This window comes from Pedobacter humicola (assembly GCF_056490705.1).
Genome location: NZ_JBWJIG010000018.1, coordinates 19856 through 45171, shown reverse-complemented (window position 1 = coordinate 45171; position 25316 = coordinate 19856). Strand labels below are relative to the sequence as shown.

Here is a 25316-nt window from a genome sequence, read left to right as displayed (position 1 = left end):
GCCTCGTTTGTGACAAGGTGATTCCTATGGAACAACGGGATTGCCTGGGCTGCATTTGTAATGCGGGTAATGTAATTACATCACGGCAATATAATCGCTATTCTCCTACATCCTCGTTTTTAGGAATCACCTTGTGACTAACAAGGACGATATCCGCCGTATTTTACTTCAAACTCTTCACCAAACTTAACTTTAACTCCTTTATCCCCCTCACTACCAAACCGGCAATTTGTTTAGCGCCTTCAGGACTTAAGTGCGTATTGTCTTTCTTTCCATTTGGGTAATTTACATTTCCCGAATCAACATGATTGAATAATTTGATGGATGGTTCTTCTCCCAGGCGGTTTAATAAACTTTCGGTTTTTACCAGCATATCAATCAAAGGAACGTTTAACGAATCGGCAACCTGACGGGTAATGCGTGGATAATCGCCATGTGAATCCATTAAAACCCCATTTTTGAAACTCCTGCGCGAGATTGGTGTTAGTAAAACAGGAAAGGCTTTTTTACTTCTGGTTTCCTTTACGTAATTCACCAGGTTGATTTTAAAATCAGCCAATGAAACGCCAACTTCTGGTTTGTCAACTTTCTCATCGTTGTGCCCAAACTCAATGAATACATAATCTCCAGGATTGAGTTGCGCTAAAATTGGTTCCCAACGTTTTTCGGCCCTAAAAGATTTTGTACTCCTTCCGTTCAGCGCCCGGTTGTCAACTTCAATGTCTACTTTAAAATAAGACTGTAATGCCATACCCCAACCTGTTTCAGGATAGGCTTTTTCTTCTTTATTGGCGGCAGTAGAATCTCCAATGATATAGAGTTTCGTTTTCTTTGGGATGAGTGTGAAAGAAAGTAAAACGGCTAAGCTACCTGTTGCTAAAACTTTAAAGAAATTTTTATCCATATTTTGTTGATCATGCTATAAATGAAGCGGGTTCCATTGATCGTTTCCGCCCAGTATATTTTTTAAAGTATAACTTTTCGCCTTTTGATCAGTCAATTGTTTCGCCCAGGGTAATCTTGTTTTTGGCGATGCCCCGCCACCATTATTTTTATATTCCGCATAAAAAACAGTTCGTTCTTTATCCGGAAACATCTTATCGCCTTTCCATGGGTTCCATCCTTCAGGTAAAATATGTTTGCCCAGATTGCAATTTATAAACACCGTTTTTGCATAAGGTCGCCAGGGTCTCCCTAAATAGGCCTTCGTAACAGACGGATCCGCAATAAGCTTACAATTTATAAAAACAAATCCAAATTTTTGCTGGGCAGAGGTTGATGCCGCTGTAACATATGAGTCACTTAAATTTTTAATGGTGCAGTTTTGAAAAACTACCGTGGCCTTACCGAAAATAAAATCGGTGGTGCCTTCGATAAAACAGTTCTGATAATATTGCCGGCTATTTTCAATTGCAGCATAAAGGGTATCCTGATTGCCCAAAAACCTACAGTGTTTTGCTAAAAACCGATCGCCTTCTACATGTAAGGCAACGGCCTGTCCTACCCGGCCCGCCGAATTGATAATGGTTAGTTTTTCCAAATGGATATCATTACCCTGAACCAATACCGTAAATGAGGTGTAGGTGCTAAACTTGGTATTTCCAAAGGCATCTTTCCCTAAAGGATTAGGCTTTCCCGAATAATCGTCGAAGGTGATGATCGTATGCTCAGCACTTTCGCCAATAATAGAAATATTAATTTTCCAGGAAGGAATAATCAACTTTTCTTTATAAATGCCATTTTTTACATAAATCTTCACTTCTTTCTCGCCTAAATCCCTTACGGAATTTATGGCCTCCTGAATGGTTTTGTAATTCTGGTTGCCATCTTGCCCAACCGTTATGGTAGAAGGGTATTTAGGGTCTTGGGCGTGCAGATAAAAAATGGAAAATGTATTAAAAAGGATTAGCGTAATAAAACTAAAGTAAGATGTTGTTGTCATTCTGATCGATTAAATCTGTAGCATAAAGTTCATTAAAAAAGGGCAGATTAAAACCTGCCCTAATCAATTATGAAATTAGTTCCTCCACCGTGGGTCACCTATTCCATTGCTTTTTAAATCTGCTTGGCTCATGGTAAAGTTGCCAGTTGCAGGGTCGGTAAAACCCGGATTTAATGTAGTAGCTGTTCCTGTGTCATATTTCGCGCCTGATGTTGCACTTCCTGATAAATATGTTGGTGCATTGAAATAATTATTTGCGGTAAAATTGGCCGCCACAATAGCGGTTGATGCCTGATTGGTCAAAATACCACCGGAACTGGCAACAATGTTTTTTGAAAAATAAATTTCGTGTTTAGCTAAGCGGATATAAAATAGTCTATTTGACGCGCCATTGCAAATGCCGTTTAGTGTATTGGTAGAAACTGATATAACAGAGGTAATGGCTGGGAAATTTGTAGAGCCGGTTGGGTCCATCCTGAAAAAATCTCTCGCTAATACCGAAGCATAAACCGTATTGTTAGAGAAGTTTAGTGTTTTGGTTAAACCTGATCTAAAGTCGATAAAATCTCCGCCATTACATTCTATATTGCTGATCACATTTCCCTTAATGGTAACAGATTCGATCAGTGCTTTTATGTTTACATACATCAGACCTTTAACATAGTTCTTGATCGTGCAATTTTCGATGGAAAGATTACCGTAAGCATTATCAGAGGCTTCATCGTAAATAATAGCCTGATTTCCATTTAGTGCGCCAGTACCATCTATCTCAAGATCTTTTAAACCCAGTCCTGCATTGGCTTTCAACCTTAGCACCATACCTTTAATAATTGGCTTATCAGTTGGTTTTGCCCCTTTCAGCGAGATAGAAGCACCTACTGTTACATCGGCATTGATGGTGTAGGTGCCAGGGAAAAGTGCAAATACATCACCTTCCTTAGCATTGGCCATTAAAGTGGTCAGATTATCCGTTGGCAATACTGCTATTGCACCTCCAAGATCAAGTAAGGTTGTAAAAGTAGTTGTACCCCTGATTTTTGCTCCATTGAATAGTTTTGCCGTATATAATGTTTCACCAGTCAAACCAGTTATAGTTGCTTCGCCGGCTGTAATTTCGGCAGGGGTTACGGTATGGGTGATGTTGCCTGGTGCCAAAGTGATTGTTGTTGCAGTTTCGCCAGCAGGCCAATTCAATACAACGGTATTTGATGTTAACTTAGCGGCATTTACAGTCTGGAAAATTTGTTCTGCATCTGTTTTTAATGTTGCTGTAATCCATTTAGAATCGGTAATGCCTTCTCCAACAGCTTTTACCCTAACGGAATACTGCGTATCGCCGGCAAGGCCGGTAACCGTATAGGGCAACTGTGCAAAAGTGATATTGCCTACCGACTTGATGGGCGTACCCGAAAAATCGGCATTTTCAAATACCTCTATGGTATATGTTTTTGCATTATTTACCGCTTTCCAAGATAACCTGATGCCTGTTTTATTTACGATACTTGCGCTAAGATCGGTAGGGGAAAATGTCCTGTCGACCTGCAGTTTAGTCACTTCTTCCAGCTCATTATCCTTGCAGGCTGAAAACCCGATTAAGGTGATCATAAGGAAAACGATGGTATATATATTATTTCGTTTCATTGCCGATTAGTTTATAACCCTAAATTTTTATTGTTTAACAACCCGTTAGACGAATCTAAAAAGACCTGCCATACCGGCCAGAACTGCTGTTTGTTGGGATCTTTTACCGCAAGTGCATCCCAGTAAGTAATGGCATCGCCACTGGCGGCCATCGTCCATGCCTTATTTGATGGATAGCCTAATGCAACGCCCTGTGCATCCGTATCGCCGAAGTTTAAGCCATAAATTTCTACGGTTTCACCATTTGCTGCAGTCCGGTAATAAATTTTGGCTGGAAGTGCTGCATACCTGCCTTGCCGGGTTTCCAATTGCTGAAGTTTGGTTTTCGCTTCCGCTACTTTAGCGCCTAATAGGTTCCAGCGGATCAAATCGTTTTTTCTCAACATTTCACCTGTAAACTCTAAGGCCCTTTCGTTCACAATAGCATCAAAAAATGTCTGTTTTGAAGCCGTTACAGAAGTCATAAATGCACTTACTTTTAATGGATTTGTAGGGAAGGCCCGGTCTCTGATCATTTTGAGATATGGAGCAGCTAAAGCTGGCCCATCCAATTCATTAATTGCTTCTGCTGCCATTAAAACAACATCTGCATAACGCATGTACATCCAGTTTAAGCCATCATCATTGGTAGAGGTAACCCGTCTTTTCATCCATTCGTAACGGTACTTGCCAAAGTATAATCTCCCCAAAGCAGAAGGTACCTGGTAGCCCCCGGTATCGCCGGTACCCCCATCCCATTCGTAAGGAACAATGCTTACATCTCTTCTTACATCATCCCGATCATATTCATAGAGCATAATCGGGTTTGGCCCATCGGTTCCGCCTTTGTTCTGCCCGGTATATTTATCTGTTTTAAGGTGTTTTACCCCAAGATCGAAAATCACCCTGCCTCTGCCTTCGCTAAAAGGAATTTCCCACATCGACTCTAAGCCTGCTGCACCACCTTCTTCATTCAGTTTTCTGAAAACCTCCTCAAAGCCTAACAACCTTAATTTATTGCTGTTGATAATTTCAACACATTCTTTTTTGGCAATGGCATACATTTTATCGCGCGTGAGATCGGGGTCAGAACTTAATTTCACAGTTCCATCAAGGCGCTGGGCATAACCTCCCGCAGCCAAGGCCAGGCGTGCCCTTAAACCCTTGGCAAAAGCCTTGCTTACACGCTCTACTTTAGCTGTTGTACTATTATCACCCGGCCATGGTAAATAGCCGGCCGCCTCATTTAAGTCGGCCAATAATTGCTTGTAAATAATATCCCTATCGTTTTTGGGTAGATATGATGTTTCGGTGGTAATGGGTTCGAAACGGGCCGGTACATCTCCCCAGCCTTTAATCAGGTCGTTATATAACACCGCTCTCAGCGTCAGGATTTCACCTAAAATCTGAGCCATTTGTGGGTTAGTGCTAATATTACCATAAGTTCTCAAACCCCTAATGGCCAGATTCGCCCTTTCAATACCTTCGTAGAATTTAGCCCAGGCATTATCAGCTGTATTCATTTGACCATTGTTTACATTGGCATCGTAATTTGACAATTTAGCCTTATCATCGATTGTTTTTAATCCGTTATACACTTCTGCATCGTTATTCAATCCATAATAAACCAAAAAACGGCCTCTGTAAGAATTAGTTTCCCCGAATGACTGTAAAATACCTGGAATTGTTCCTTCGGCCAAAGATGGCGTAGAAAAAATAACCGATTCATCTAAAGAGGATTTTGTTGGGGCATCTAATGCTTTTTTACAGCTGCTAACTATGGTAAGGGCTGTAAGGATAAACATTGTATATATAATCTTTTTCATTTTTTTTATATTAAACGATATGCTTAAAAGTTAACATTTACACCAAAAACGAACGACTTGCTTTTTGGATAAGCTGAATAATCTACACCAGGCGTTAGCGGGTTTTTGCGACGGGTAGAAACTTCCGGATCAAAGCCCGAATAGTTGGTTAGCAACCATAAATTATAAGCAGAGGCATATACCCTGAACTTTTTCATTTTTAGTTTTTCCGATATTTTTGTAGGTAAGGTGTAACCCAACGTGAGCGTAGATAACCTTAAGAACGAACCATCTTCCACTGCCCAATCGCTCAACACGAACGTTTTCATGTATGGTGACCAAAGGGTGGTATTTGCGTTCATTGCCGAAAGTTCGGCAGGATCGTTACTGATTGTGCCGTCTGCACGTAAGTTTGTCCAGCGGTTTCCGCTTGCCATTTCGGATATCATATTTCTGGAGCTGTACTTACTGGTAGAGGTATATTCGATTTTATTGGCATTGTAGATATCGTTTCCATAACTCCAGTTAAAATAGGCACCGATATCGAAGCTATATATCCTCGAATTTACAGAGAAACCGCCTGTGTGTAATGGATTTGCGTTGCCTATAATTGTTCGGTCAGAGAGATCAATTTTACCATCGCCGGAGATATCTTCGATTTTCATCGAGCCAGGACGTATTGTTCCAATAAATGCGGTAGCATCTACCACCCCAGGTTTTAAGGTCCAGTTGCCTGTTGTTGCATTGTATCCTGTAAAATCAGATACTTCGTATCTGCCCGCGCTACGGTAGCCATATATTCTGCCTACAGAAGCGCCTTCTTCAACCAAATAATCCACACCAACCTCTGTTGAAGCCCAACCGGATGAGGCATTGATGTTTTTAACTGAACCTAATGAAAGTACCTTATTTCTGTTAAAGCTGATATTTGCATTAAATGATAGATCGAAATTGGTTTTCTTTACCGCATTCCAGTTCAAAGAAAATTCTAAGCCCTTATTTTGCGTAGACCCAAGATTACGGTATTGATTGTCGTAACCGGTACCGCCCACAGGGAAGAGGATTAATAAATCTTTGGTTCTGTTTGAGTAAGCATCTATTGTACCCGTAACCTTCGAATTAAATAAAGCAAAATCTAACCCAATATTCCGGGTAATGGTGGTTTCCCATTTCAGATCGGGATTCGCCATCACCTTTGATGCAGCCCAATAATTGCTGAAGCCATTTACCCAGGTGGTAACAGAATTCTGGAAGCTTTGAACCGTTTGCCCAACAGGGATATTATTATTGCCTGCACTGCCATAACTTGCCCTTAATTTTAAATCGCTAAGCCATGATTTTGTTCCTTTCATAAAATCTTCCTGAGAAATTCTCCACGCTGCAGAAACAGATGGGAAATAAGTCCATTGGTTGCCCGGAGAAAATTTAGAAGATCCATCGGCCCTGAAAGTTGCACTGATTAAATATTTACCTGAATAATCATAATTGGCCCTTCCGAAAAAAGAGAACAGATTATTATCGTTGGAAAAATTATTATCGATTGTGTTGGCTTTTCCCTGAGTAGACAAAACCCTTGCCTGTTCGAAAGTAAATGTTTTAGGAAACCCGTGTACCACATTACTGAGTGTGCCGGCTTCAGTTGTCATATACTCTTGCCCCACCATCACATTTAAATTGTGTTTGTTACCTATAATTTTACTGAAATTGTAATTTAAGGTATTCGAGTTTCTAAAAGTATTGGTGCTTGCGTTTGTAAAAATAATAGCGGGTAAATTCTGGTTATCTGCAGAAGGAACATTTCTTACGTAATAGGTTGTTGTTCCGTAAAAACGGTCCTGGTTATTTCTAACATCATCAATTCCCACCTCAGAACGCAATCTTAAATTGTCGATAATATCGTAACTCAAAGCACCATTGATGTTGTATGCCTTACGTCGTGTGTACTGATTGTTGTCAGAAATGGAAACTAAGGGATTGTACAGGTTAAACTCATCATCAGTTTCTGTCGTGGTAGTTAATCCGGGCACAGGAAAAGGTGGATAAATCATCGCGAATTTCAGGCGGGAATCTGCAGATGAAACTTCATTTTGTTCATTGGTGCCTCCACCGTTGGTTTTGGCGTCAGAATATCTGAAGCCCAAATCTAATGTAAGCCCTTTAAATAACTTATGGTTTAATTTAAAGTTTAGATTTTGTCTTTCAAAATCGGAAAGCTGCATAATTGCCCTGTCCTTAACAAAGTTGTGGCTGATGCTATATTTGGTCTTCTCTCCACCTCCGCTGATGCTTAAATTGGAGTTGAATGTATTGCCCGTACGCCCAAAAACAAGCTCCTGCCAATCATTAGCAGGTATATTTTGATATAAATCGATATCCTGATAGTTGCCGAAATACTTGGTATAATCTGTTGGCGACTTGTCTAATAGCGAACGCTCATATTGCCAGCTGACATAATCGTAAGGCGTAAGTACATCCAGTTTGTTGGCGAGATTTCTTACACCGCCAAATACATTTAAACTTATAGCCGTTTTACCATCCTTACTGTTTTTTGTGGTCACCATGATTACACCGTTTGCACCCCTCGAACCATAAATCGCCGCAGATGATGCATCTTTCAGGATATCGATACTCTCAATATCCTGTGGAGCGATATCCGCAATGGAGTTTACAGGGAAACCATCAACGATATAAAGCGGGGTATTGTCGCCTGTAATGGAACCGCCCCCTCTCAGGCGCACCACTAACTCAGCGTTTGGCGAACCTTCGGTTGATGCGATACTCACACCGGCAACCCTTCCCTGAATAGCTTCCAGCGCAGAAGAAACAGGAGCCGCAGCAATTACGGCTGCCCCAACAGAGCCAACTGCACCTGTTAAATCTTTTTTGCGTACGGTGCCATAACCGATGTTTACGGTCACCTCTTCAAGATTGTTCGCATCTTCATCTAAAGAAACAGAAAGTTTCGTTTCATTCGTTACCGTAACATTTTTGGTTTTATAACCAATGTAAGTAAAAGTTAAAACCGTTCCCTTTGCAGGTATACTGATTTTAAAAATACCATTTGCATCGCTACTGGTTCCATTCTTTGAACCTGCAATGGTTACGCTAACGCCAACCAGAGACTGGCCATCTTTTTTATCTTTTATGGTTCCGGTAAGCTGTCTGTTCTGTGCCTGCACCTGGGATAATCCGAGAAAAGAAAGGAATGTAAATAAGAGTAAAACTTTGCTCATAATTAGTAATTTATTTGAAAATATTTGGTTATTGGGATGTTGCAATCGCTTGCAGATAGAATGTAATTCTATTTCGGGATGTTATTGTTTGTTAATATTTGGTTATGTTGGCATAACAATTTTACAAACTAAAAACCAATTGAAACCAGATTTAACTAAAAAAGTGTGCAAACGTTCCCAAAAACGTTGTGTTAACGTTTATTAATCTTGCATTCGGATTCCATCAAAGAGATATTTTTTGTAACTTGTACGCACCGCCAAAAATGAGATTTGAAACATCTACCATAAAAGATATTGCTAAGGCATTAGGACTGTCGACCTCTACAGTTTCCAGGGCTTTAAGAGACCGTTACGAAATTAGTGAGGAAACTAAAAAGCTGGTGTTGGCTTACGCAGAAAAGGTAAACTACCGTGCCAACCCCATTGCCAGAAGTTTAAAGGAACGCCGCAGTTATTCCATTGGCATTATTGTAAGTGAAATTGCCAATAACTTTTTTTCCCAGGTGATCAACGGTATCGAATCTATCGCTTATGATAAAGATTATCATGTAATTATCTCTCAAAGTCACGAATCGTACAAACAGGAAAAATTGAACGTAGAACACCTGGCATCTCGCTCTATTGATGGTTTATTGATTGCACTTTCTTCAGAAACACAAGATATCGAGTACCTCAGGAATTTGTATGCCAAAGGCTTACCAATAGTTTTTTTCGACCGTGTACCCAAGGATTTTGAAACCCACAAAGTAATAGCAAATAACTTTAAGGGTGCTTTTGACGCCACCGAACATCTTATTTTATCAGGAAAAAGAACTATTGCGCATTTAACAAATTCCGAAAATCTTTCGATAACAAAAGAGAGATTAGAAGGCTACAAAGCCGCATTAGTTAAATACCATATCGAATTCAAGCCCGAGCTGGTTAAATATTGTCAACATGGTGGTATGCACAATGCAGAACTGGAACAAGCCGTTAAAGAACTTTTGCCCTTTAATCCAGATGGGATTTTTATTTCAAGCGATCGCTTAACAACAGGATGTATTCTGGCCTTAAAGAAAACCAATCCCGAAGTAGCCCATAATATTGCAATCGCTGGCTTCACCAACTCTAATCTGGTAGAGCTATTTTCGCCATCATTAACTTCGGTTAAACAGCCAGCTTTCGAAATGGGCCAGGTAGCTACCGAACTGTTAATTTCGATGATCGAGGCCAAAAGACCTATCACAGAATTCGAAACCAAGGTTTTAGATACCGAACTGGTGAAGATGACGAAGCGGTAAATGATAAGCGCTTAGCGAATGGCGGTATGAGCAGATGTACGATCTCCAAACTCCCAACCTTCAACTCCAAACTAATTATTACCTTTGCAACATGGTAGAAATCACACTAAAAAAAGGTAAAGAAAAAGCTGCATTACAAAGACATCCCTGGGTATTTTCTGGCGCATTGGAAAAAGTTAAGGGAAAACCCGAAGATGGTGATGTGGTAAAAGTATTTGCCTTTGATAATGAATTTCTGGCTTATGGTTATTACAACAGCAATTCGCGCGTTGCCGTTCGTCTATTAGAATGGGATGAAACACAAACCATCGATAACAATTGGTATCAGAACCGTTTAAAACAGGCGATTGCCTCGCGCCAGTTTATTTTAAGTGAACAAACCAATACCTGTAGGTTGGTTTTTAGTGAGGCCGATTTTCTTCCAGGTTTGATTGTTGATCAATATGCCGATTTCTTATCACTACAGATCTTAAGCTCTGGAATGGAGAAAGTAAAGGCAGAGATTGTAGAAATACTAAAGGCTGAATTAAAACCAACGGGAATATTTGATAAGAGTGATGCCACGGCCCGTACCCATGAAGGTTTACCTGTTGAAAACGGATTGCTTTGGGGCGAAAACCCACCAGAATTTTTAGCGGTAAAAGAAAATGGAATCACCTATAATATCAATATCGCCGAAGGACAAAAGTCAGGTTTCTACTGCGATCAACGCGATAACAGGCACATTTTAGCTAGCTACACAAAAGGTAAAAAAGTTTTAGACTGTTTCAGTTATAGCGGTGGTTTTAGCTTAAACAGTTTGGCTAATGGAGCATCAAGCGTTACCAGTGTTGATAGTTCCGGTTTAGCTGTAGAAACACTAAAACAAAACGTAGTCTTAAATAATTTTGATGTAAACAAAGTAAGCACTATTCAATCCGACGTAAATAAGCAACTTCGTGCTTTTAAAGAATCAGGAGAATTATTTGATGTAATTGTATTGGATCCGCCTAAATATGCACCCTCGCGTTCTGCTTTAGATCGTGCAGCTAGAGCCTATAAAGATTTAAACCGTTTAGGCATGTTACTATTAGAAAAGGGTGGTTTGTTGGCTACATTCTCTTGCTCTGGAGCGGTTGATATCGAGACTTTTAAGCAGATTATCGCCTGGGCAGCACTTGATGCAGGTAAAGAAGTTCAGATTATTAAACAATTCTGCCAACCGGAAGATCACCCGGTTAGGATTTCTTTTCCGGAAGGGGAATACTTAAAGGGATTGTTGTTAAGGGTGCTGTAAAAAAAATGCCTTGGTCTGTGTCCTCACAGACCAATAATTAAATGGTTCATCCGCTCATTGGTTAGCGAGGTACAAAAACTGTAAATCGCCAACTGAAAACTTTCTTGTGGCGAAACATATCTCAGTGGTCTGTGCAACACAAAACCACTAAATATCCTCCGAACTTTCCGGCAACCGCTCATATTCACCTTTCCAGGCGTAAAAGCCGAAAATCATTAATCCAAAGCTAATTGGAAGGAAAATGAAGAGGATAATTGCCCATTGCAGTATCGTATTGGTGCGCTCGATATCGGTATGGGTTAATCCTACTTTATCTATGGCCTGGATAAACAGAAAAGTCATGGTTAATGGGCCTAAAACCATCCAAATCAATCCTAAAAGTTTCTTTAACGTATTCATCTTCTTGGTATTTAGTCGTTAATGTTTTCGTCTCTTTTGTTCGATAAATAAATGGTTCCGATCACTAAACTTAAAGCTGCGATACCTATCGGATACCAAAGCCCCGAGAGTGGCGTGGAACCTGAAAAACTGGCAATCAAAGTGGCTATGAATGGAACAAGGCCACCAAAAACACCATTGCCAATATGATAAGGTAAAGACATTGAAGTATACCTGATTTTAGTTGGAAATAACTCAACAAGGAAGGCCGCAATAGGGCCGTAAACCATGGTTACCAATAAAATCTGAAAGAAAATTAAGGCGACAAATTTCCAGAAAACAGGAGTGGGCAAAACTTTGTCTTTCAGTATTTCTTTACCTAAAAGAATACCTTTTGTTGCAGAAACGGTGTCGGTTTGAACTTTCTTAAAAGAGGCTCCGTTTTTAAGGATTACTTTGGAAGAAACCGTTCTTAAGCTATCTGCTGAGTTCGCGATCAGGACAGCGCTTACCGGTGCCGGTGTTGACGATAAAATATTTGCCTGTTCAATTTTGGTGTAATCCGTATCGTCCAAAAAAGTTTGATAAATAGGGCGGTAAAAAAGGATTCCCAAAAGCATTCCGGTTAACATGATCCATTTCCTGCCCACTTTATCGCTCCAGGCACCAAATACCACAAAAAACGGTGTGGCAAAGGCAATTCCCCAAAGCAAAATATACCGTGAGTCGTTAAAATCCAGTTTGCAGGTATTCTCCAAAAAAGATTGTGCATAAAACTGACCGGTGTACCAGATCACGCCCTGACCCATCGTGGCACCAAATAGCGCCAATAGTACCATTTTAAAATTCGCCTTATTGTTAAAACTTTCTTTCAATGGATTTTTAGATACATTACCCTCCGCTTTTAGCTTAGAAAACATTGGCGATTCGTGCATTTTCATGCGGATATAAATCGAAACCACAACCAATACGATCGATAAAAGAAAAGGAATCCGCCAGCCCCAGTCGCCAAAAGTTTCAGCCCCTAAAATATTTTTGGTGATTACGATAATGCCCAGCGAAAGAAACAGTCCTAAAGTTGCGGTAGTCTGAATCCAGCTCGTAAAAAAGCCCCTTCTGTTTTTAGGTGCATGCTCCGCTACATAAGTGGCAGCCCCGCCGTATTCTCCACCCAGGGCCAAACCCTGGATCAGCCTCAATATTAAAACCAAAATTGGTGCAGCATAACCAATGCTTTTGTAAGAAGGGATTAAACCGATAAAAAATGTCGATCCACCCATCAATACCAATGTGAGTAAAAAGGTATATTTCCTGCCTATTAAATCGCCAAGCCTGCCAAATACCAATGCACCAAAGGGGCGTACAATAAAACCCGCAGCAAAGATCGCCAGGGTGTTGATTAAGGCAGATGCGCCTGCATCTTCAGGAAACAATTGATGTCCTATAATAACCGCAAGGCTACCAAAAATGTAAAAATCATACCATTCAATCAGTGTGCCTAAAGATGATGCACCAATTACTTTAAAGATATTGTTCTTGGGTAGGGTTTCGCTCATAAGAAAAGGAATATTTGGTTTCCCAAGATAAACATTTGCATGACAATTGGCAACCTGTACTGTCTGTCATTTAATTTGTTACAATCTCAAACATTTCGGCTTTAGTTTTGTATTTTCATCCGTAACGAATTTATTTTCCAAGAATATATGCTTTTAATACAAAATATCAGGTTAAGTAGAATTTTAAGAAATACCTGGCATGTTGATCTGATCATGATCGCCTCCTGTACCGCCGCTTATTTCGTTCGTGAGTACTTAATTGCCCATCATTTTTCCATTCCATCCATTATACCAACCGTGTTGGGTACCGCAATTGCCTTTTTTATTGGTTTTAACAATAACCAGGCATACGATAGGTGGTGGGAAGCCCGGAAAATATGGGGCGCTTTTGTAAACGATTCGCGCTCTTTTGCAAGGGCTTTGATCAATTATGTTGATGAAGACGAAGAAAGTGTAAAGCGCATGATCTACAGACACATTGCATTTTTATATGCGTTAAAAGCCAATTTGAGAGGTACTGTCGACGAAATTTATACTAAATACCTTTCTGAAGCGGATTTAAAAGAAATTCAAAAACATAACAATAAGCATAATGCGATTTTAAATATCCAATCAAGAGATTTGCAAAAACTGTCGAAAGCAAATGCTGTTGATGGCTTCCGGTTTATTGAAATCAACGAAATGCTCACCCGTTTTTCCGATTCCATGGGGATGAGTGAACGCATCAAGAATACCATATTTCCAACCACCTATACCTACTTAACAAAGGTGTTTATCTGGTTATTTGTGGTTACCTTTACCCTTGTAATCAGTCAGGATGCAGGTCCTGCAGCTATATTTTTGGGCTGGCTGATCGGTTTTGTATTCGTTTCTACACAGATTAACGGCATGAGCCTGGTTAATCCCTTCGAAAATAATTCGGCAGGTGTTCCCCTTAACCAGATCACCAGAACCATAGAGATCAATCTTTTGCAGATGCTCGAAGAAGACAATATCCCCGAGCCGGTTAAGCCTATCAATGATGAATATATTCTTTAAGCTTTTTCCGTTTTATTTCCGATAAAGATGAATAAAAGAGATAAGAGCCAAAAGATAAGGATGACGATTATTGCATTCAGAATAGCTTTAGGATAGCCCAGTTGCACTACATCAATAAATGGATAAGGGTATTTATTGATGAGGTAACCCCTAATCACTACAAAAACAACATAAAGCAATGGATAAATAAGCCAGGTGATGGCCTGTTTATATTGTAGATTCGACTTTTTAACAAAAAACAGCCAAAAGATCAGGAAAACCAAAGGACTTACTACATGTAAAAGTTCATCAGCCGCTCTTGCCCAGCCTGTTGGCAATATCAGGCCCCTGAGCATTACATTATAAATTAAACCAACCACCACAATATATACAGTTATGGCCGTTAAGGTAGAAGACTTTGTAAATAGATGATCGGATCGGCCTTGTTTAAAGAACGATAGCCAGGTAAAACAAATGGCCACAATGATATTGGTGGTTACAGTGAAGTAAGATAAAAATACCTTAAGTGTGGCCAGATAATCTCCGCCCGAAAGTGCTAAACTTACACCGAATTGCAGCCCTAAGGAAAACCATACCAGAATGGCTGCGCAAATCACAAAAGGGCTGAAATTTTCTTTTAAATCCATAGGCTTACACTTCCACTACGCTCGAAGGAACAGAAAATTAAGAAATTAATAGGAATGAATTAAATTTAACGGACTTTATTTCTTTCTCAGCTCTTTTTATTCCCGTTTCCCGGATTTATTATTTGCTTGTTATTATTGCCTTTAATTTTTCTTCTAAAGTCACCGATTTAGCTTTAAACTGAGGATCTGAAAAAGAAATATTAGCTGTTGCATATACGATTTTTCCATCCTGCCCAACCAAAATATTCGATGGAAAACCATGATTGATATTTAGTTTTCGGATTTCATCCTTACTTAAGGATACGATTTCATATTTGTAACCATTTCTTTGCTGAAAACGCCTGGCACTTGCCGGAGTATCGTGGGTGATGCCAATAAACCGCACACCATTCGCACCATACCTCGTTACGAATTTGTTGAGTTCAGGCATTTCGGCAATACACGGCGGGCATTTCTCGAACCAGAAATTAATCACCACAATCTGATTTTTTAAATCAGTATTGGAAAAAGGCTTTTTATCAATGGTTAATCCCTTAAATGAGGGTATATCTTTACCTGCTAAATCTTCGAAGAAAGTTTCTTGCGTGGCCCATTTAACAGGGGCATCTTGTGCCAATAAGGGTAAGCTAAAAACAGACAGCAAAATGATCAAATTAATTCTCATAGATGCTAAATATAAAAAAAGTCCCACCAACATGGCAGGACTTTATGGTTTGTTTGGTTTGGAAATTCTTATTTAAAGGTAACTGAACCGTATTCGGTTTTAATAGAGACATTCGCTGCGCCGCCGCTACCAATTTTGCCTGAGTATTTTTTGGTTTCATCATCTTTGCTTACCATGTTCGAGGTTACATTCGAACCATATTTAAAGCCTGCATAAGATGTAGAAACGTTGAAATTGGCATTATAACGGTCTGCAAAACCCAATCCAATACTTACATATTCGCCGCCAAAGGTGAAGTTTTTACAGGCTGGGGTAATTTCATTTATGCTTAAGCGGTTATAGTCCATGTTGATGTTTGCATCACCATTCAGCGTGCCTAAAGTAACATTAGAATATTCTGCATTTACGGCTATTTTGCCTGCAGATGCAATGTTTAAATCGCCGTAGGCTTGTTTAGCAACCGTATTTCCTCTAACCGTATTGATATTTACTTTGGCATATTCCGAATTTAAAAGTAGGTTACCTCCAATGGTGCCAATGGTTAGGCCTCTGCCGTATTGTATTTTAATATCGGCTGATTTTCTGATGGTATTGATATTTACGGCAACATACTCAGCATCAAGTTGTAAGGTACCCACAGCACCAATGGTTACCGGTCCATTGTATTCATGTTTTACCACAGCAGCATTTAGGTCCTGGATATCGCATTTGCCATATTGAACATTGATGTAATTGTTTACGTTACTCAAATTGCCCGCAACCAGATTTCCATATTCTACTTTTAAAGAAGTTGGACCAGAAAAATTACCCAGTTCTACATTGCCATATTCCTGTGAAACCGTTAAAGGGTTTACTGAGGGCATATATACTACGTAATTTACCTTTACTTCTCTTCGCCAGGTGGTTACGCCATTTTTTACTCCACGGCCGTAACGTCCGTTTCTATCACCCATGTTCGTCCTGAAAGAAACCACATCACCGTTTTTAGTGGCATCAATACTTACGCCATCAATCAGTTTTTGCGCATCATTGTCTGAGTTGCTATAGGCTTTGATGTCTACATCAACACGCACTTCTCTTTTATCCCAGGTTTTAATGGTGATCGATCCGTATTGATTGCTCAAATTAATTTTATCGTTATTGTCTACGCTAAAACTCTTACTAAAAGTTTTAGAACGTTCGGCATCGCTTCCCGTTTGTTTATACTTTGAGGTATTCACCATCGCCAATGCCGACGATTTCTCCGCACTCTCCATAATTACTTTCTCTGACGGACTATTTACCACAGCTTCCTGCGCGTGGATTTTTACGGCGATTAAAGCCATAAAGGCTAAAAATATTTTTATTGTTTTCATGTTGTTAATCGTTAAACACCTAAGCGCTTAAACCTGCCGGCTGGTCATAAGCAATTTAAATGTGGTGAGCGTTCTCTTCTTAGTATCAGATATGTTGAATTAAGTATCAAGAAGCGAAAATCAGGTATCGAGACTGATTTAGGCTACTGTTTAACTTAAATCTGGTTAACTCTTTTGTAATCGTCAACCTGGTTTATAATTAATAATTGTTGTTTTAATAACTGTAATTGTATTTCGCGGTTTTTAACCATGGCTTTTACCACAAAAGTTTGATTGGGCGAAGTTGGCAGTTCTGCTTTTAATCTTTCGTAATCTTCGTCAAGCTTTCTCAGGTCTGCAGTAAATTTTTTGTACAATTCCGGATTTGCAGAAGCAAAAATGGCCAGACTATCTCTTTTCTCGGTAATTAAACCTGCAAAGTGGACTTCTTTCTTGGCGTATGAAGCGCTAACGTCGGCTATTTCTAAATCTTTGTTTTGCAACCTTGCGGCGTACAACCAAACTAAACCGAAAACCACCACGACAGCGGCCGCCGCACTCATCCATAAATATAGCTTTAGCGGTTTTTTTTTCTTTTTTGTATCTAATTCCAGTTCAATCTTTGCCCAAAGTGCGGCCGATGGCTCCATTACATCGAAGGCTTTACGGTTTTCCTTTACAAAGGTTTCTAATCTGTTATTCATCTCTCATCCCTTTCTGTTCTAAAATACTTTTTAACTTCTTTTTAGCCCTCATATACTGTGTGCGGCTCGTGTTTTCACTTATTTTTAAAATGTGTGCAATCTCTTCATGGTCGTAGCCCTCTAAAAGATACAAACTTAATACCACCCTGTAACCATCTGGCAATTGGGTAATGGCCATTCTAATTTCGTCAGCCTGCAAGCGCACTTCACTGTCATCAAAACTATCCTCATCAGGCACTTCCGATATTTCATCGGTACTTACAAATTCCATCTTGCGTTTACGCAGATAGTTGATGGATTTGTTGATCACAATCTGCTTTAGCCAAAGCCCGAAAGTGGTTTCCTGTCTAAAATCTACAATTCTGGTAAAAGCATCCAAAAATGCTTCCTGTAAAACATCTTCGGCCTCTTCCTCGTAATTTAAAATGCGCAGCGCCACATTATACATGGCCTTGGCATACAGCTTGTACAATTCAAACTGTGCTGCACGGCTGCCCTGCATGCATTTTTTTACGAGTTCTAGGTTCTTATCGATGTATACGGCTTCCAAAATTTCGAATATTCTGATTATAAGACATAAGGGATTTTAAAACGTTGCATCAAGGTATAAAAAAAATCAAAATAATGTTAATGCTATTTTAATATGGGATCAAATTGGCTTTCATGCTGAGTAAGGAAGCATCTCTCCCTATTAACAAGTGTTTTTTTTAATGAAAATTGATCATTATTAGGAAATGAAGGGTTCTGCGCTTTTGGCTGATCTGGTCCTGCTTTTCCTCCTGCCAATTTGAAGGAAATTGGCATCCGTCCAATCAGTTTATTGCACAGGGGCTGTGCAGGAAACAAAACTTTCATCCGTCGGCAAATAAAAATGGGGTTACTGTCAGGTTTTCTATACTTTTCGAATTTGTGGAAAATCAGTTTCCAGATCATCATAAATTTGAAAACCCTGATACAAACCATTAACTTCATGCCATGGAAACCGATTTAATCCTTTCAGCAATTAACGCGCTACACCAGAAAGCAAACCAGGCTTTAGAAAACAAAGACACAAATGCTTATATGGCCATATTTGATGATGCTTTGAGTTTTACCCCTTTTGAAAAACAAAGCCTGAACAAGCGCGATTTTACCATTGATTTAATGAAATATTTTAGCACAATCAAAGAAATCCATACCAGTTATTACCGCATTAAATCTGCTGTGGAAGATGAAATTTTTACGGAGAAAATAGCACGCAAATCGGTTATTTTAAAACCTAACCTGCTGATCTTTTCAAAAAAACAGACCATCCAGACCGAAGAAATTTACCATTGGAAAAATGTTAAAGACGAATGGAAAGTAATTGCTGTAGAAGTGGTATTAGAGGAGAAATATTAATTAAGCAGAATGGAGAAATACATCAGATGGGATGCTAAAATAGTTTTTTAGTTTTTGCGCCATTTTTAAAGTAATATCTCTTTTTCCTGATAATACTGCTGAAACATGCCCTTTACTACCTATAATTGGCTCCAGATCTTTAGCTTTTACCCCCATTTCTTTCATTTTATATTTAATAACCTCTAATGCATTCAATTCTGGTAGCTGGTAATTTTTTTCATCAAAATCTTTTATCAGAACAAGTAATAATTCCAGTTCATCACCCTCAGGTGTATTTGGTGCCGCGTGAAAAATCTCCATCAATCTTATTGATGCTTTATTGTAGTCGGTTTCGTTCTTTAGTATTTTCCAATTCATCATTTTATATCATTATCTGTTAAAATTTTAGTGTCAAAAGCAACCGTTTCAACGTTGATTTTATCGTATTCTTTATGTGTTCCGAACCAAATCACATAACAGGCCTGCTGTATGAAATTCACAGATACGACTAATCTGAAATCATTACCCTTAATATTGAAAACAACGCGGTTGTTTGCTACAACACTTGCACTTCCATAAGTACTTTTTAGCTGGTTGAAATTATCAAACTGTACTTTACTAAAGTCGTGAAACCAAACTAATAATGGTATTTCAGCCAAAGGGTAGGCTTTAACATAGTACAAAATAGTTTTCTTCACTAAAATTTTCATTATTCAAATATAATCAATAGTTTTCAAAATGAAAACTATTGATCGCTAAAAAAACGTAGCTCAAAAACCTTCGCCCATAGCATTAACTTTAAAACAAAATCGGTATTTTTGCCGCTCAATTTAGATTACAATATATGTTAAGAACAGTAACTTGTGGTGCATTAAACCTAAATAACTTAGGCGAAAGTGTTACGCTATGTGGTTGGGTACAAAAATCAAGAGATTTGGGCGGTATGACGTTTATCGATATCCGCGATCGTTATGGTATTACTCAGTTGGTTTTTAACATGGACGATAACCGCGAACTTTGCGAAGCTGCACGTTCATTAGGCCGCGAGTTTGTAATTAAAGCCACAGGTACCGTTGTAGAAAGAAGCAACAAAAACCCAAAAATGGCAACCGGTGATGTAGAGATTAAAATTTCTGGGCTGGAGATTTTGAACGCTGCGAAATTACCTCCTTTTATGATCGACGATGAAACCGATGGTGGTGATGAATTGCGCATGAAATACCGCTATCTGGATTTACGCCGTAATCCGGTTCGCAATAACCTGGTTTTACGTCATAAAATGGCCCAATCCGTTCGCCGTTATTTAGATGCTTTAGATTTTATCGAGGTAGAAACACCTGTGTTAATTAAATCTACTCCAGAGGGTGCAAGGGATTTCGTAGTGCCTAGCCGCATGAACGAGGGTGAGTTTTATGCCTTGCCGCAATCGCCGCAAACCTTTAAACAATTGTTGATGGTATCCGGTTTCGACCGTTATTTCCAGATTGTAAAATGTTTTAGAGATGAAGATTTACGTGCCGACCGCCAGCCTGAGTTTACACAGATCGACTGCGAGATGTCGTTCATCGAACAGGAAGATATATTAAATACTTTCGAAGGCCTGATCCGTACTTTATTTAAAGAAGTACGCAATTACGATCTGCCGGAAGTACCGCGCATGCAATATGCAGATGCAATGCGTTTATATGGTTCAGATAAACCCGATACCCGTTTTGCGATGCAGTTTGTGGAGCTTAACGATTTGGTAAAAGGAAAAGGTTTCCCTGTTTTTGATAACGCTGAATTGGTTGTGGGTATCAATGCAAAAGGTGCTGCAAGTTATACGCGGAAACAATTGGATGAATTAACCGATTTTATCAAACGTCCGCAGATCGGTGCCACCGGGTTAATTTATGCCCGTCATAACGAAGATGGAAGCATTAAATCTTCTGTAGATAAATTCTTCAACGAAGAAGACCTTAAGCAATGGAGTGAAGCTTTTGCAACAGAAAAAGGCGATTTATTGTTGGTTTTGGCAGGATCTACCGATAAAGTGCGTAAACAGTTAAACGAACTCCGTTTAGAAATGGGTACCCGTTTAGGTTTGCGTGATAAGAATACCTTCTCAGCTCTCTGGGTGTTGGATTTCCCGCTTTTAGAATGGGATGAAGAAACAGAACGTTACCATGCCATGCACCATCCGTTCACTTCGCCAAAACCGGAAGATATTGCATTATTGGATACCGACCCTAAAAATGTACGTGCCAATGCTTACGATATGGTAATCAATGGAACAGAAGTTGGCGGTGGTTCGATCCGTATCCACGATAGGGAATTACAGGCTTTAATGTTTAAACATTTAGGTTTCAGTGCGGAAGAAGCGCAAAAACAATTCGGCTTTTTAATGGATGCTTTCGAATTTGGTGCACCTCCGCATGGTGGTATCGCTTTTGGTTTCGACCGCTTAACCTCAATTTTCGCAGGTTTGGATTCGATCCGCGATGTTATTGCCTTCCCTAAAAACAATTCAGGCAGGGATGTAATGATTGATAGCCCGAGTACGATTGATGATAAACAGTTGAAAGAACTGAAAATTAAAACGGATTTATAGGTTCATGCGTTCAGTGGGCATTGGTTCATTGGGCTGGATGTATATATAGCTCCCAATATAATTATACTATTATCTTTAATAAGAAAGCCTCAGCATTTTAAATACTGAGGCTTTCTTTATGATATCTTTTGCACTTTATTAACGAATAAATCAATGGCAAAATGAAACATTAAACTAATATGTTTCGCTATCAGGCGGGATGCCATAATCGATAAATTTTTTGCTTTTTTGCTCTTTCTTTTTGCCAAACCAGCCTTTAACTGAGTTAAAAATTGCTGATATGTGCTCTGCATCCAATGATTTGCCTACCTTACCGGATATTAAGCCAACGGCAGCTTTGGTTAAAAAACCCGCACCTCTGAATAGCGTTTTATTCATGAACATGGGCAAGAGTAATGACATAGCCGTTCCGCTAATGTTCAATTTTTCGTCGGCCTTGAACAGATTGCTTGGTGTGGCATATCTTTTAATCAGTGCCCCCAATGTAAATTGGTGGAAATAAGTTTTTGCATCAGATTTAAGCATATTCTGCTTAAGCGTATACTCCACCTTAAGCTCTAATTTTTTAGCCTGCAGGTCTTCCAGGTTCCGGATGTTTTTATACCTTTTCATCTTCCTCCTTATCTGCAAGTTTATCAAAGTATTTTCTAATGGCAACATTAATAATCGCCTTCTCTATGTATTTATCCTTGGTTAAATAAACGATTATTGCCAAGAGTATATAAAATAAGGAAACACAGCCAAAGCCTCCTGCGTAACTACCCAATACATCAGATAGGTAAAGTGCTAACGTTACCGAGCCAAATAAAAAGGCCAGGATAAAACAAACAATAACCGCTGTACTGGTTACTAAATCGGCAAAGATTTTCGATACTTTTTCTACTAGATAAAGTCTGGTATATTCGACTCTGGCCTCCAAAAAGCCTTTAGCGTCGTCTACCAGATCTTCAATGCTTTTATCTTTATTTTCCTGCATAATTCAGATGAGGTTTAACCGGGCAAAACGCCCGGCTATGCAATTATTTATTAAGCGTGCTCTACGTCGTCGCTATATTCTTCTTCTACGCTTCTTAATTTTGTTTTAATTGAGCTTACCACTTTGTCTTTTAAGCTGGCCAGGTTGTTAATTTCGTCAGCAGCTTTATCCTTGATAGAATCGCCCAAATCTTTTAACGATTGACTTAATTTATCGCGGGTTTCATCACCTTTATCTGGTGCGAATAAAATTCCTAGGGCTGCACCTGCAGCTAATCCTGCTAAAAGCGCAACTACAACTTTTGAGTTATCATTCATAATTATGTATTTTAAGGGTTTAACAATTATTAAATATAAAACTACTACATTATTTTATTGTTAAGCTATATTTATAACTCGCTATGCTCGTTATTTGTTTTAATTCTTTCCAATCTTTCTGATGCAAGCGTACTGGTTTCGTAAATTTTAACGAGCAATATAAAATAAGATAATAACAACGGGCCAAAAACCAGTCCCAATATTCCGAATAAAGGAATACCAATAATTACGCCAATTACTGTAATGATGGGGTGAATGTTGCCAACTTTTTTTGCAATGATAAACCTCAAAACATTATCGATGTTAATAATGACCACAAAGCCGAAGATGAGCATTGCCCAACCCGCAAAATTGTTGCCGTTCGCGATCTGCAATATCGCCGCCGGAACAAAAACTACTGGTGGTCCCAAAACGGGCACAAATGAAATAAAAGTGGTGATTACGCCCCAAAATACAGGGTCTTTATATCCTAAAACATAAAATGAAATACTCACCAGTGATCCCTGCACCAAACAGATCAATCCCTGGCCTAAAACATTTGCATAGGTCGTATTCCTCATTTCATCACCAAAACGAAGTGCATTCTGTTCTCTGAAAGGGGCGTATTTTACTAAAGAAAATTCGAATTTTTTACGCTCGATCAGCATAAAATAGAGTAAAAAGTACATCACCAATAAACTTAGTATAATATTTACTGCACTCGATATCAGCGAAGGGAAGAGCTGCGTAGCCCAGCTTCCCAAGCGGTTCATACCTTCCTGTATTAAATCTTGATTGATCTTAATGGGCACAAGATGCTGTAATTTTACCAACAGGTTTTTAAAGAAAATTTCGTTACTTCTCAGTTCTGATATTTTACTGATGACCATGCTGCTTAAAGCATAAAACGGCAGAACGATTAAAATAATGCTTATCATAATCAAAAAGATGGCAACCAGTCTTTTATTCCACCCTTTATTTTCGGCCAAATGAATGTAGGCAGGACGCATAATGGTATATAGTACCAAAGTACTTAAAATGGCACTAAAAATACTTTGCAAGGAATATGCAATTAATACCCCAAGCGCAATAATAATGACAAGGTTAATGTTGTTACGCTGTTTATAGGAGAATACAGACATGTGATTTAGATAAAAGGTATTCTTTAAATGCTAAAAAGGTCAATTTTGTTTTCTCTATTTGCAATTTAGACCTCATCATCAAATTTGATGATTTTAATTTTATTATAAAGCGTTTTCCTGTCGATATTTAAAATTTTTGCAGCCTTGGTTTTATTAAAGTTAACCTCTTTTAAAACGCTTAAAATGGCCGAATATTCAGCCTCCTGAGTGGTGTTTTTTAAATGCTTTGGCTTATTGCCTGGCTTGGACTTAGGCTGGAACAGCTTTTTTTCGTGATGTTGGTTCTTTGAATAATTAAATGTTTTTAGCTCAATAGGCAAAACACTGGTTTCGATCTGATTTCCATTTGTGAGTAGGGCTACCCGCCTGATGACATTCTTGAGCTCGCGTACATTGCCGGGCCAACTGTAGGTTAAGAAACTATTCTTAACCGCCTTAGAAAAAGATGTAATGTTTTTATTCAGCTCTTCGTTCGTTTCTCCCAAAAAAAAATCTGCAAAAATGAGTACGTCTTCGCCTCTATCTTTTAGCGAAGGTACGTGAATCGAAAACTCATTGAATCGATGGTACAAGTCTTCCCTAAATGTTCCTTTTTGTATACAGTCTGCTAAATTTTCATTCGTCGCAATAATAATTCTGACATCCAAATCGATCTCTTTTGTACTGCCTATCCGTTTAATTTTTCGTTCCTGAACCGCCCGCAATAAAGTTGTCTGGATTTCGTATGATAGGTTGCCCACTTCATCAAGAAATAAAGTTCCGCCATTGGCCTGTTCAAAGTGACCGATTTTGGTAGACAGAGCACCCGTAAATGATCCTTTTTCATGTCCGAAAAACTCACTTGCAGCCAACTCTTTTGTTAAAGACCCACAATCCATGGCTATAAAGTTGCCTTCTTTGCGCAAACTGTTTAAATGGATGGTTTTTGCAACACATTCTTTTCCTGTGCCACTTTTTCCGGTTAAAATAATACTGTAATTTGTTGGGGCAATTAGATTAATCTGAGTTAACAGGTTTAATGAAGCTTTGCTTTTGCCGTTAATATATTGAGGCTGATTAAAAAAATCAACCGTTCCGTTTTTGGCGTTTTTATATTTTTTAAATATTTTTTGGGTTTCCAGTGCCTTATTTATCGTATTCAATATCTCATCAGGATACAATGGCTTAACAATATAATCGTAAGCACCAAGTTTTATAAGTTCTACAGCAAGCTTGATATCTGAATAACCGGTTATAATAATAACACCTGTTGCAGAGTGGTTTTCCTTTACGTATCTTAAAATTTCCTTGCCATCTGTATCATCCAAACGGTAGTCGCACAGAATCAGGTCGAACTTTTCGTGATCCAGCATTTCTAATGCACCGCTGCCCGTGGTGGTATGCGATACTTCGAAACCACTTTTGGTTAAGAATTTAGAAAGCAATAAACCGATATTTACTTCATCGTCGATTATAAGTATTTTGTTTTTCATTAATAGGATTTTTAGCCCTAAAAAG

General features: G+C 39.0%; 24 protein-coding genes. 5 read left to right on the top strand and 19 right to left on the bottom strand.

Annotated elements, in window-relative coordinates; genetic code table 11:
- Positions 1–163 precede the first annotated feature (163 nt).
- From AC04Q1_RS22475 to AC04Q1_RS22455, 5 genes are all read right to left on the bottom strand, one after another.
- Complete coding sequence (locus tag AC04Q1_RS22475; protein ID WP_478366789.1) at positions 164–904, bottom strand: rhamnogalacturonan acetylesterase; 741 nt, start codon at positions 902–904, stop codon at positions 164–166.
- A 15-nt stretch (positions 905–919) separates the two neighbouring features.
- Positions 920–1942 (bottom strand): pectinesterase family protein, encoded by a 1023-nt coding sequence (locus tag AC04Q1_RS22470; protein ID WP_478366788.1) that lies wholly within the window; start codon positions 1940–1942, stop codon positions 920–922.
- A 75-nt stretch (positions 1943–2017) separates the two neighbouring features.
- Positions 2018–3583 (bottom strand): DUF4957 domain-containing protein, encoded by a 1566-nt coding sequence (locus tag AC04Q1_RS22465; protein ID WP_478366787.1) that lies wholly within the window; start codon positions 3581–3583, stop codon positions 2018–2020.
- 11 nt (positions 3584–3594) lie between these two features.
- The gene (locus tag AC04Q1_RS22460) at positions 3595–5388 is read right to left on the bottom strand and encodes a RagB/SusD family nutrient uptake outer membrane protein (protein ID WP_478366786.1); all 1794 of its coding nucleotides are present in this window, start codon (positions 5386–5388) and stop codon (positions 3595–3597) included.
- Positions 5389–5411: 23 nt separating this feature from the next.
- Entirely contained in the window at positions 5412–8600 is a 3189-nt protein-coding gene (locus tag AC04Q1_RS22455) for a SusC/RagA family TonB-linked outer membrane protein (protein ID WP_478366785.1), read from the bottom strand.
- Between the two features lie 263 nt (positions 8601–8863).
- On the opposite strand from AC04Q1_RS22455, the gene AC04Q1_RS22450 reads away from it, so the two are divergent.
- Both AC04Q1_RS22450 and AC04Q1_RS22445 read left to right on the top strand, forming a co-directional pair.
- Positions 8864–9880, top strand: coding sequence for a LacI family DNA-binding transcriptional regulator (locus AC04Q1_RS22450; RefSeq protein ID WP_478366784.1), 1017 nt, complete (start codon positions 8864–8866; stop codon positions 9878–9880).
- A 91-nt stretch (positions 9881–9971) separates the two neighbouring features.
- The gene (locus AC04Q1_RS22445) at positions 9972–11156 is read left to right on the top strand and encodes a class I SAM-dependent rRNA methyltransferase (protein WP_478366783.1); all 1185 of its coding nucleotides are present in this window, start codon (positions 9972–9974) and stop codon (positions 11154–11156) included.
- Positions 11157–11303: 147 nt separating this feature from the next.
- Here AC04Q1_RS22445 and AC04Q1_RS22440 read toward each other — a convergent pair whose 3' ends face one another.
- Positions 11304–11555 carry a DUF6814 family protein gene (locus tag AC04Q1_RS22440; RefSeq protein ID WP_478366782.1) on the bottom strand — a complete coding sequence of 84 codons (252 nt, stop codon included), beginning with the start codon at positions 11553–11555 and terminating at the stop codon, positions 11304–11306.
- Between the two features lie 11 nt (positions 11556–11566).
- Positions 11567–13090, bottom strand: coding sequence for an MFS transporter (locus AC04Q1_RS22435; protein WP_478366781.1), 1524 nt, complete (start codon positions 13088–13090; stop codon positions 11567–11569).
- A 147-nt stretch (positions 13091–13237) separates the two neighbouring features.
- Here AC04Q1_RS22435 and AC04Q1_RS22430 point away from each other — a divergent pair, with 147 nt between their 5' ends.
- Positions 13238–14128 carry a bestrophin family protein gene (locus AC04Q1_RS22430; RefSeq protein ID WP_478366780.1) on the top strand — a complete coding sequence of 297 codons (891 nt, stop codon included), beginning with the start codon at positions 13238–13240 and terminating at the stop codon, positions 14126–14128.
- Here the strand turns inward: AC04Q1_RS22430 and AC04Q1_RS22425 are convergent.
- From AC04Q1_RS22425 to AC04Q1_RS22405, 5 genes are all read right to left on the bottom strand, one after another.
- A complete protein-coding gene (locus tag AC04Q1_RS22425; RefSeq protein ID WP_478366779.1) occupies positions 14125–14754 on the bottom strand; it encodes a Pr6Pr family membrane protein in 630 nt (209 codons plus the stop codon). The genes AC04Q1_RS22430 and AC04Q1_RS22425 overlap by 4 nt on opposite strands.
- A 118-nt stretch (positions 14755–14872) precedes the next feature.
- Complete coding sequence (locus AC04Q1_RS22420; protein WP_478366778.1) at positions 14873–15418, bottom strand: TlpA family protein disulfide reductase; 546 nt, start codon at positions 15416–15418, stop codon at positions 14873–14875.
- A 68-nt stretch (positions 15419–15486) separates the two neighbouring features.
- Positions 15487–16773 (bottom strand): hypothetical protein, encoded by a 1287-nt coding sequence (locus tag AC04Q1_RS22415; protein ID WP_478366777.1) that lies wholly within the window; start codon positions 16771–16773, stop codon positions 15487–15489.
- A 155-nt stretch (positions 16774–16928) separates the two neighbouring features.
- Positions 16929–17456: a hypothetical protein gene (locus AC04Q1_RS22410; RefSeq protein WP_478366776.1), complete on the bottom strand. Its 528-nt coding sequence runs from the start codon at positions 17454–17456 to the stop codon at positions 16929–16931.
- Positions 17449–17958, bottom strand: coding sequence for an RNA polymerase sigma factor (locus AC04Q1_RS22405; RefSeq protein ID WP_478366775.1), 510 nt, complete (start codon positions 17956–17958; stop codon positions 17449–17451). The genes AC04Q1_RS22410 and AC04Q1_RS22405 overlap by 8 nt, the downstream gene beginning before the upstream one ends.
- Before the next feature lie 473 nt (positions 17959–18431).
- Here AC04Q1_RS22405 and AC04Q1_RS22400 point away from each other — a divergent pair, with 473 nt between their 5' ends.
- Complete coding sequence (locus AC04Q1_RS22400) at positions 18432–18836, top strand: hypothetical protein (protein ID WP_478366774.1); 405 nt, start codon at positions 18432–18434, stop codon at positions 18834–18836.
- On the opposite strand, the gene AC04Q1_RS22395 is transcribed toward AC04Q1_RS22400, so the two are convergent.
- Both AC04Q1_RS22395 and AC04Q1_RS22390 read right to left on the bottom strand, forming a co-directional pair.
- Complete coding sequence (locus AC04Q1_RS22395; RefSeq protein ID WP_478366773.1) at positions 18837–19196, bottom strand: helix-turn-helix domain-containing protein; 360 nt, start codon at positions 19194–19196, stop codon at positions 18837–18839.
- Positions 19193–19525, bottom strand: coding sequence for a type II toxin-antitoxin system HigB family toxin (locus AC04Q1_RS22390; protein ID WP_478366772.1), 333 nt, complete (start codon positions 19523–19525; stop codon positions 19193–19195). Before AC04Q1_RS22390 ends, AC04Q1_RS22395 begins: the two co-directional genes overlap by 4 nt.
- 134 nt (positions 19526–19659) lie before the next feature.
- Between AC04Q1_RS22390 and aspS the strand changes: the two genes are divergently transcribed.
- Complete coding sequence (gene aspS, locus AC04Q1_RS22385; RefSeq protein ID WP_478366771.1) at positions 19660–21405, top strand: aspartate--tRNA ligase; 1746 nt, start codon at positions 19660–19662, stop codon at positions 21403–21405.
- A 174-nt stretch (positions 21406–21579) separates the two neighbouring features.
- Here the strand turns inward: aspS and AC04Q1_RS22380 are convergent, their stop codons facing one another.
- The 5 genes from AC04Q1_RS22380 to AC04Q1_RS22360 form a co-directional block, all read right to left on the bottom strand.
- Positions 21580–22017 carry a hypothetical protein gene (locus tag AC04Q1_RS22380; protein WP_478366770.1) on the bottom strand — a complete coding sequence of 146 codons (438 nt, stop codon included), beginning with the start codon at positions 22015–22017 and terminating at the stop codon, positions 21580–21582.
- A complete protein-coding gene (locus AC04Q1_RS22375) occupies positions 22004–22381 on the bottom strand; it encodes a phage holin family protein (RefSeq protein WP_316844738.1) in 378 nt (125 codons plus the stop codon). The genes AC04Q1_RS22380 and AC04Q1_RS22375 overlap by 14 nt, the downstream gene beginning before the upstream one ends.
- A gap of 50 nt (positions 22382–22431) precedes the next feature.
- Complete coding sequence (locus AC04Q1_RS22370) at positions 22432–22698, bottom strand: YtxH domain-containing protein (RefSeq protein ID WP_025142262.1); 267 nt, start codon at positions 22696–22698, stop codon at positions 22432–22434.
- Between the two features lie 71 nt (positions 22699–22769).
- On the bottom strand, positions 22770–23819 hold the full coding sequence (locus AC04Q1_RS22365; RefSeq protein WP_478366769.1) for an AI-2E family transporter: 1050 nt from the start codon (positions 23817–23819) through the stop codon (positions 22770–22772).
- 65 nt (positions 23820–23884) lie between these two features.
- On the bottom strand, positions 23885–25291 hold the full coding sequence (locus AC04Q1_RS22360) for a sigma-54-dependent transcriptional regulator (protein ID WP_478366768.1): 1407 nt from the start codon (positions 25289–25291) through the stop codon (positions 23885–23887).
- Positions 25292–25316: the final 25 nt, after the last annotated feature.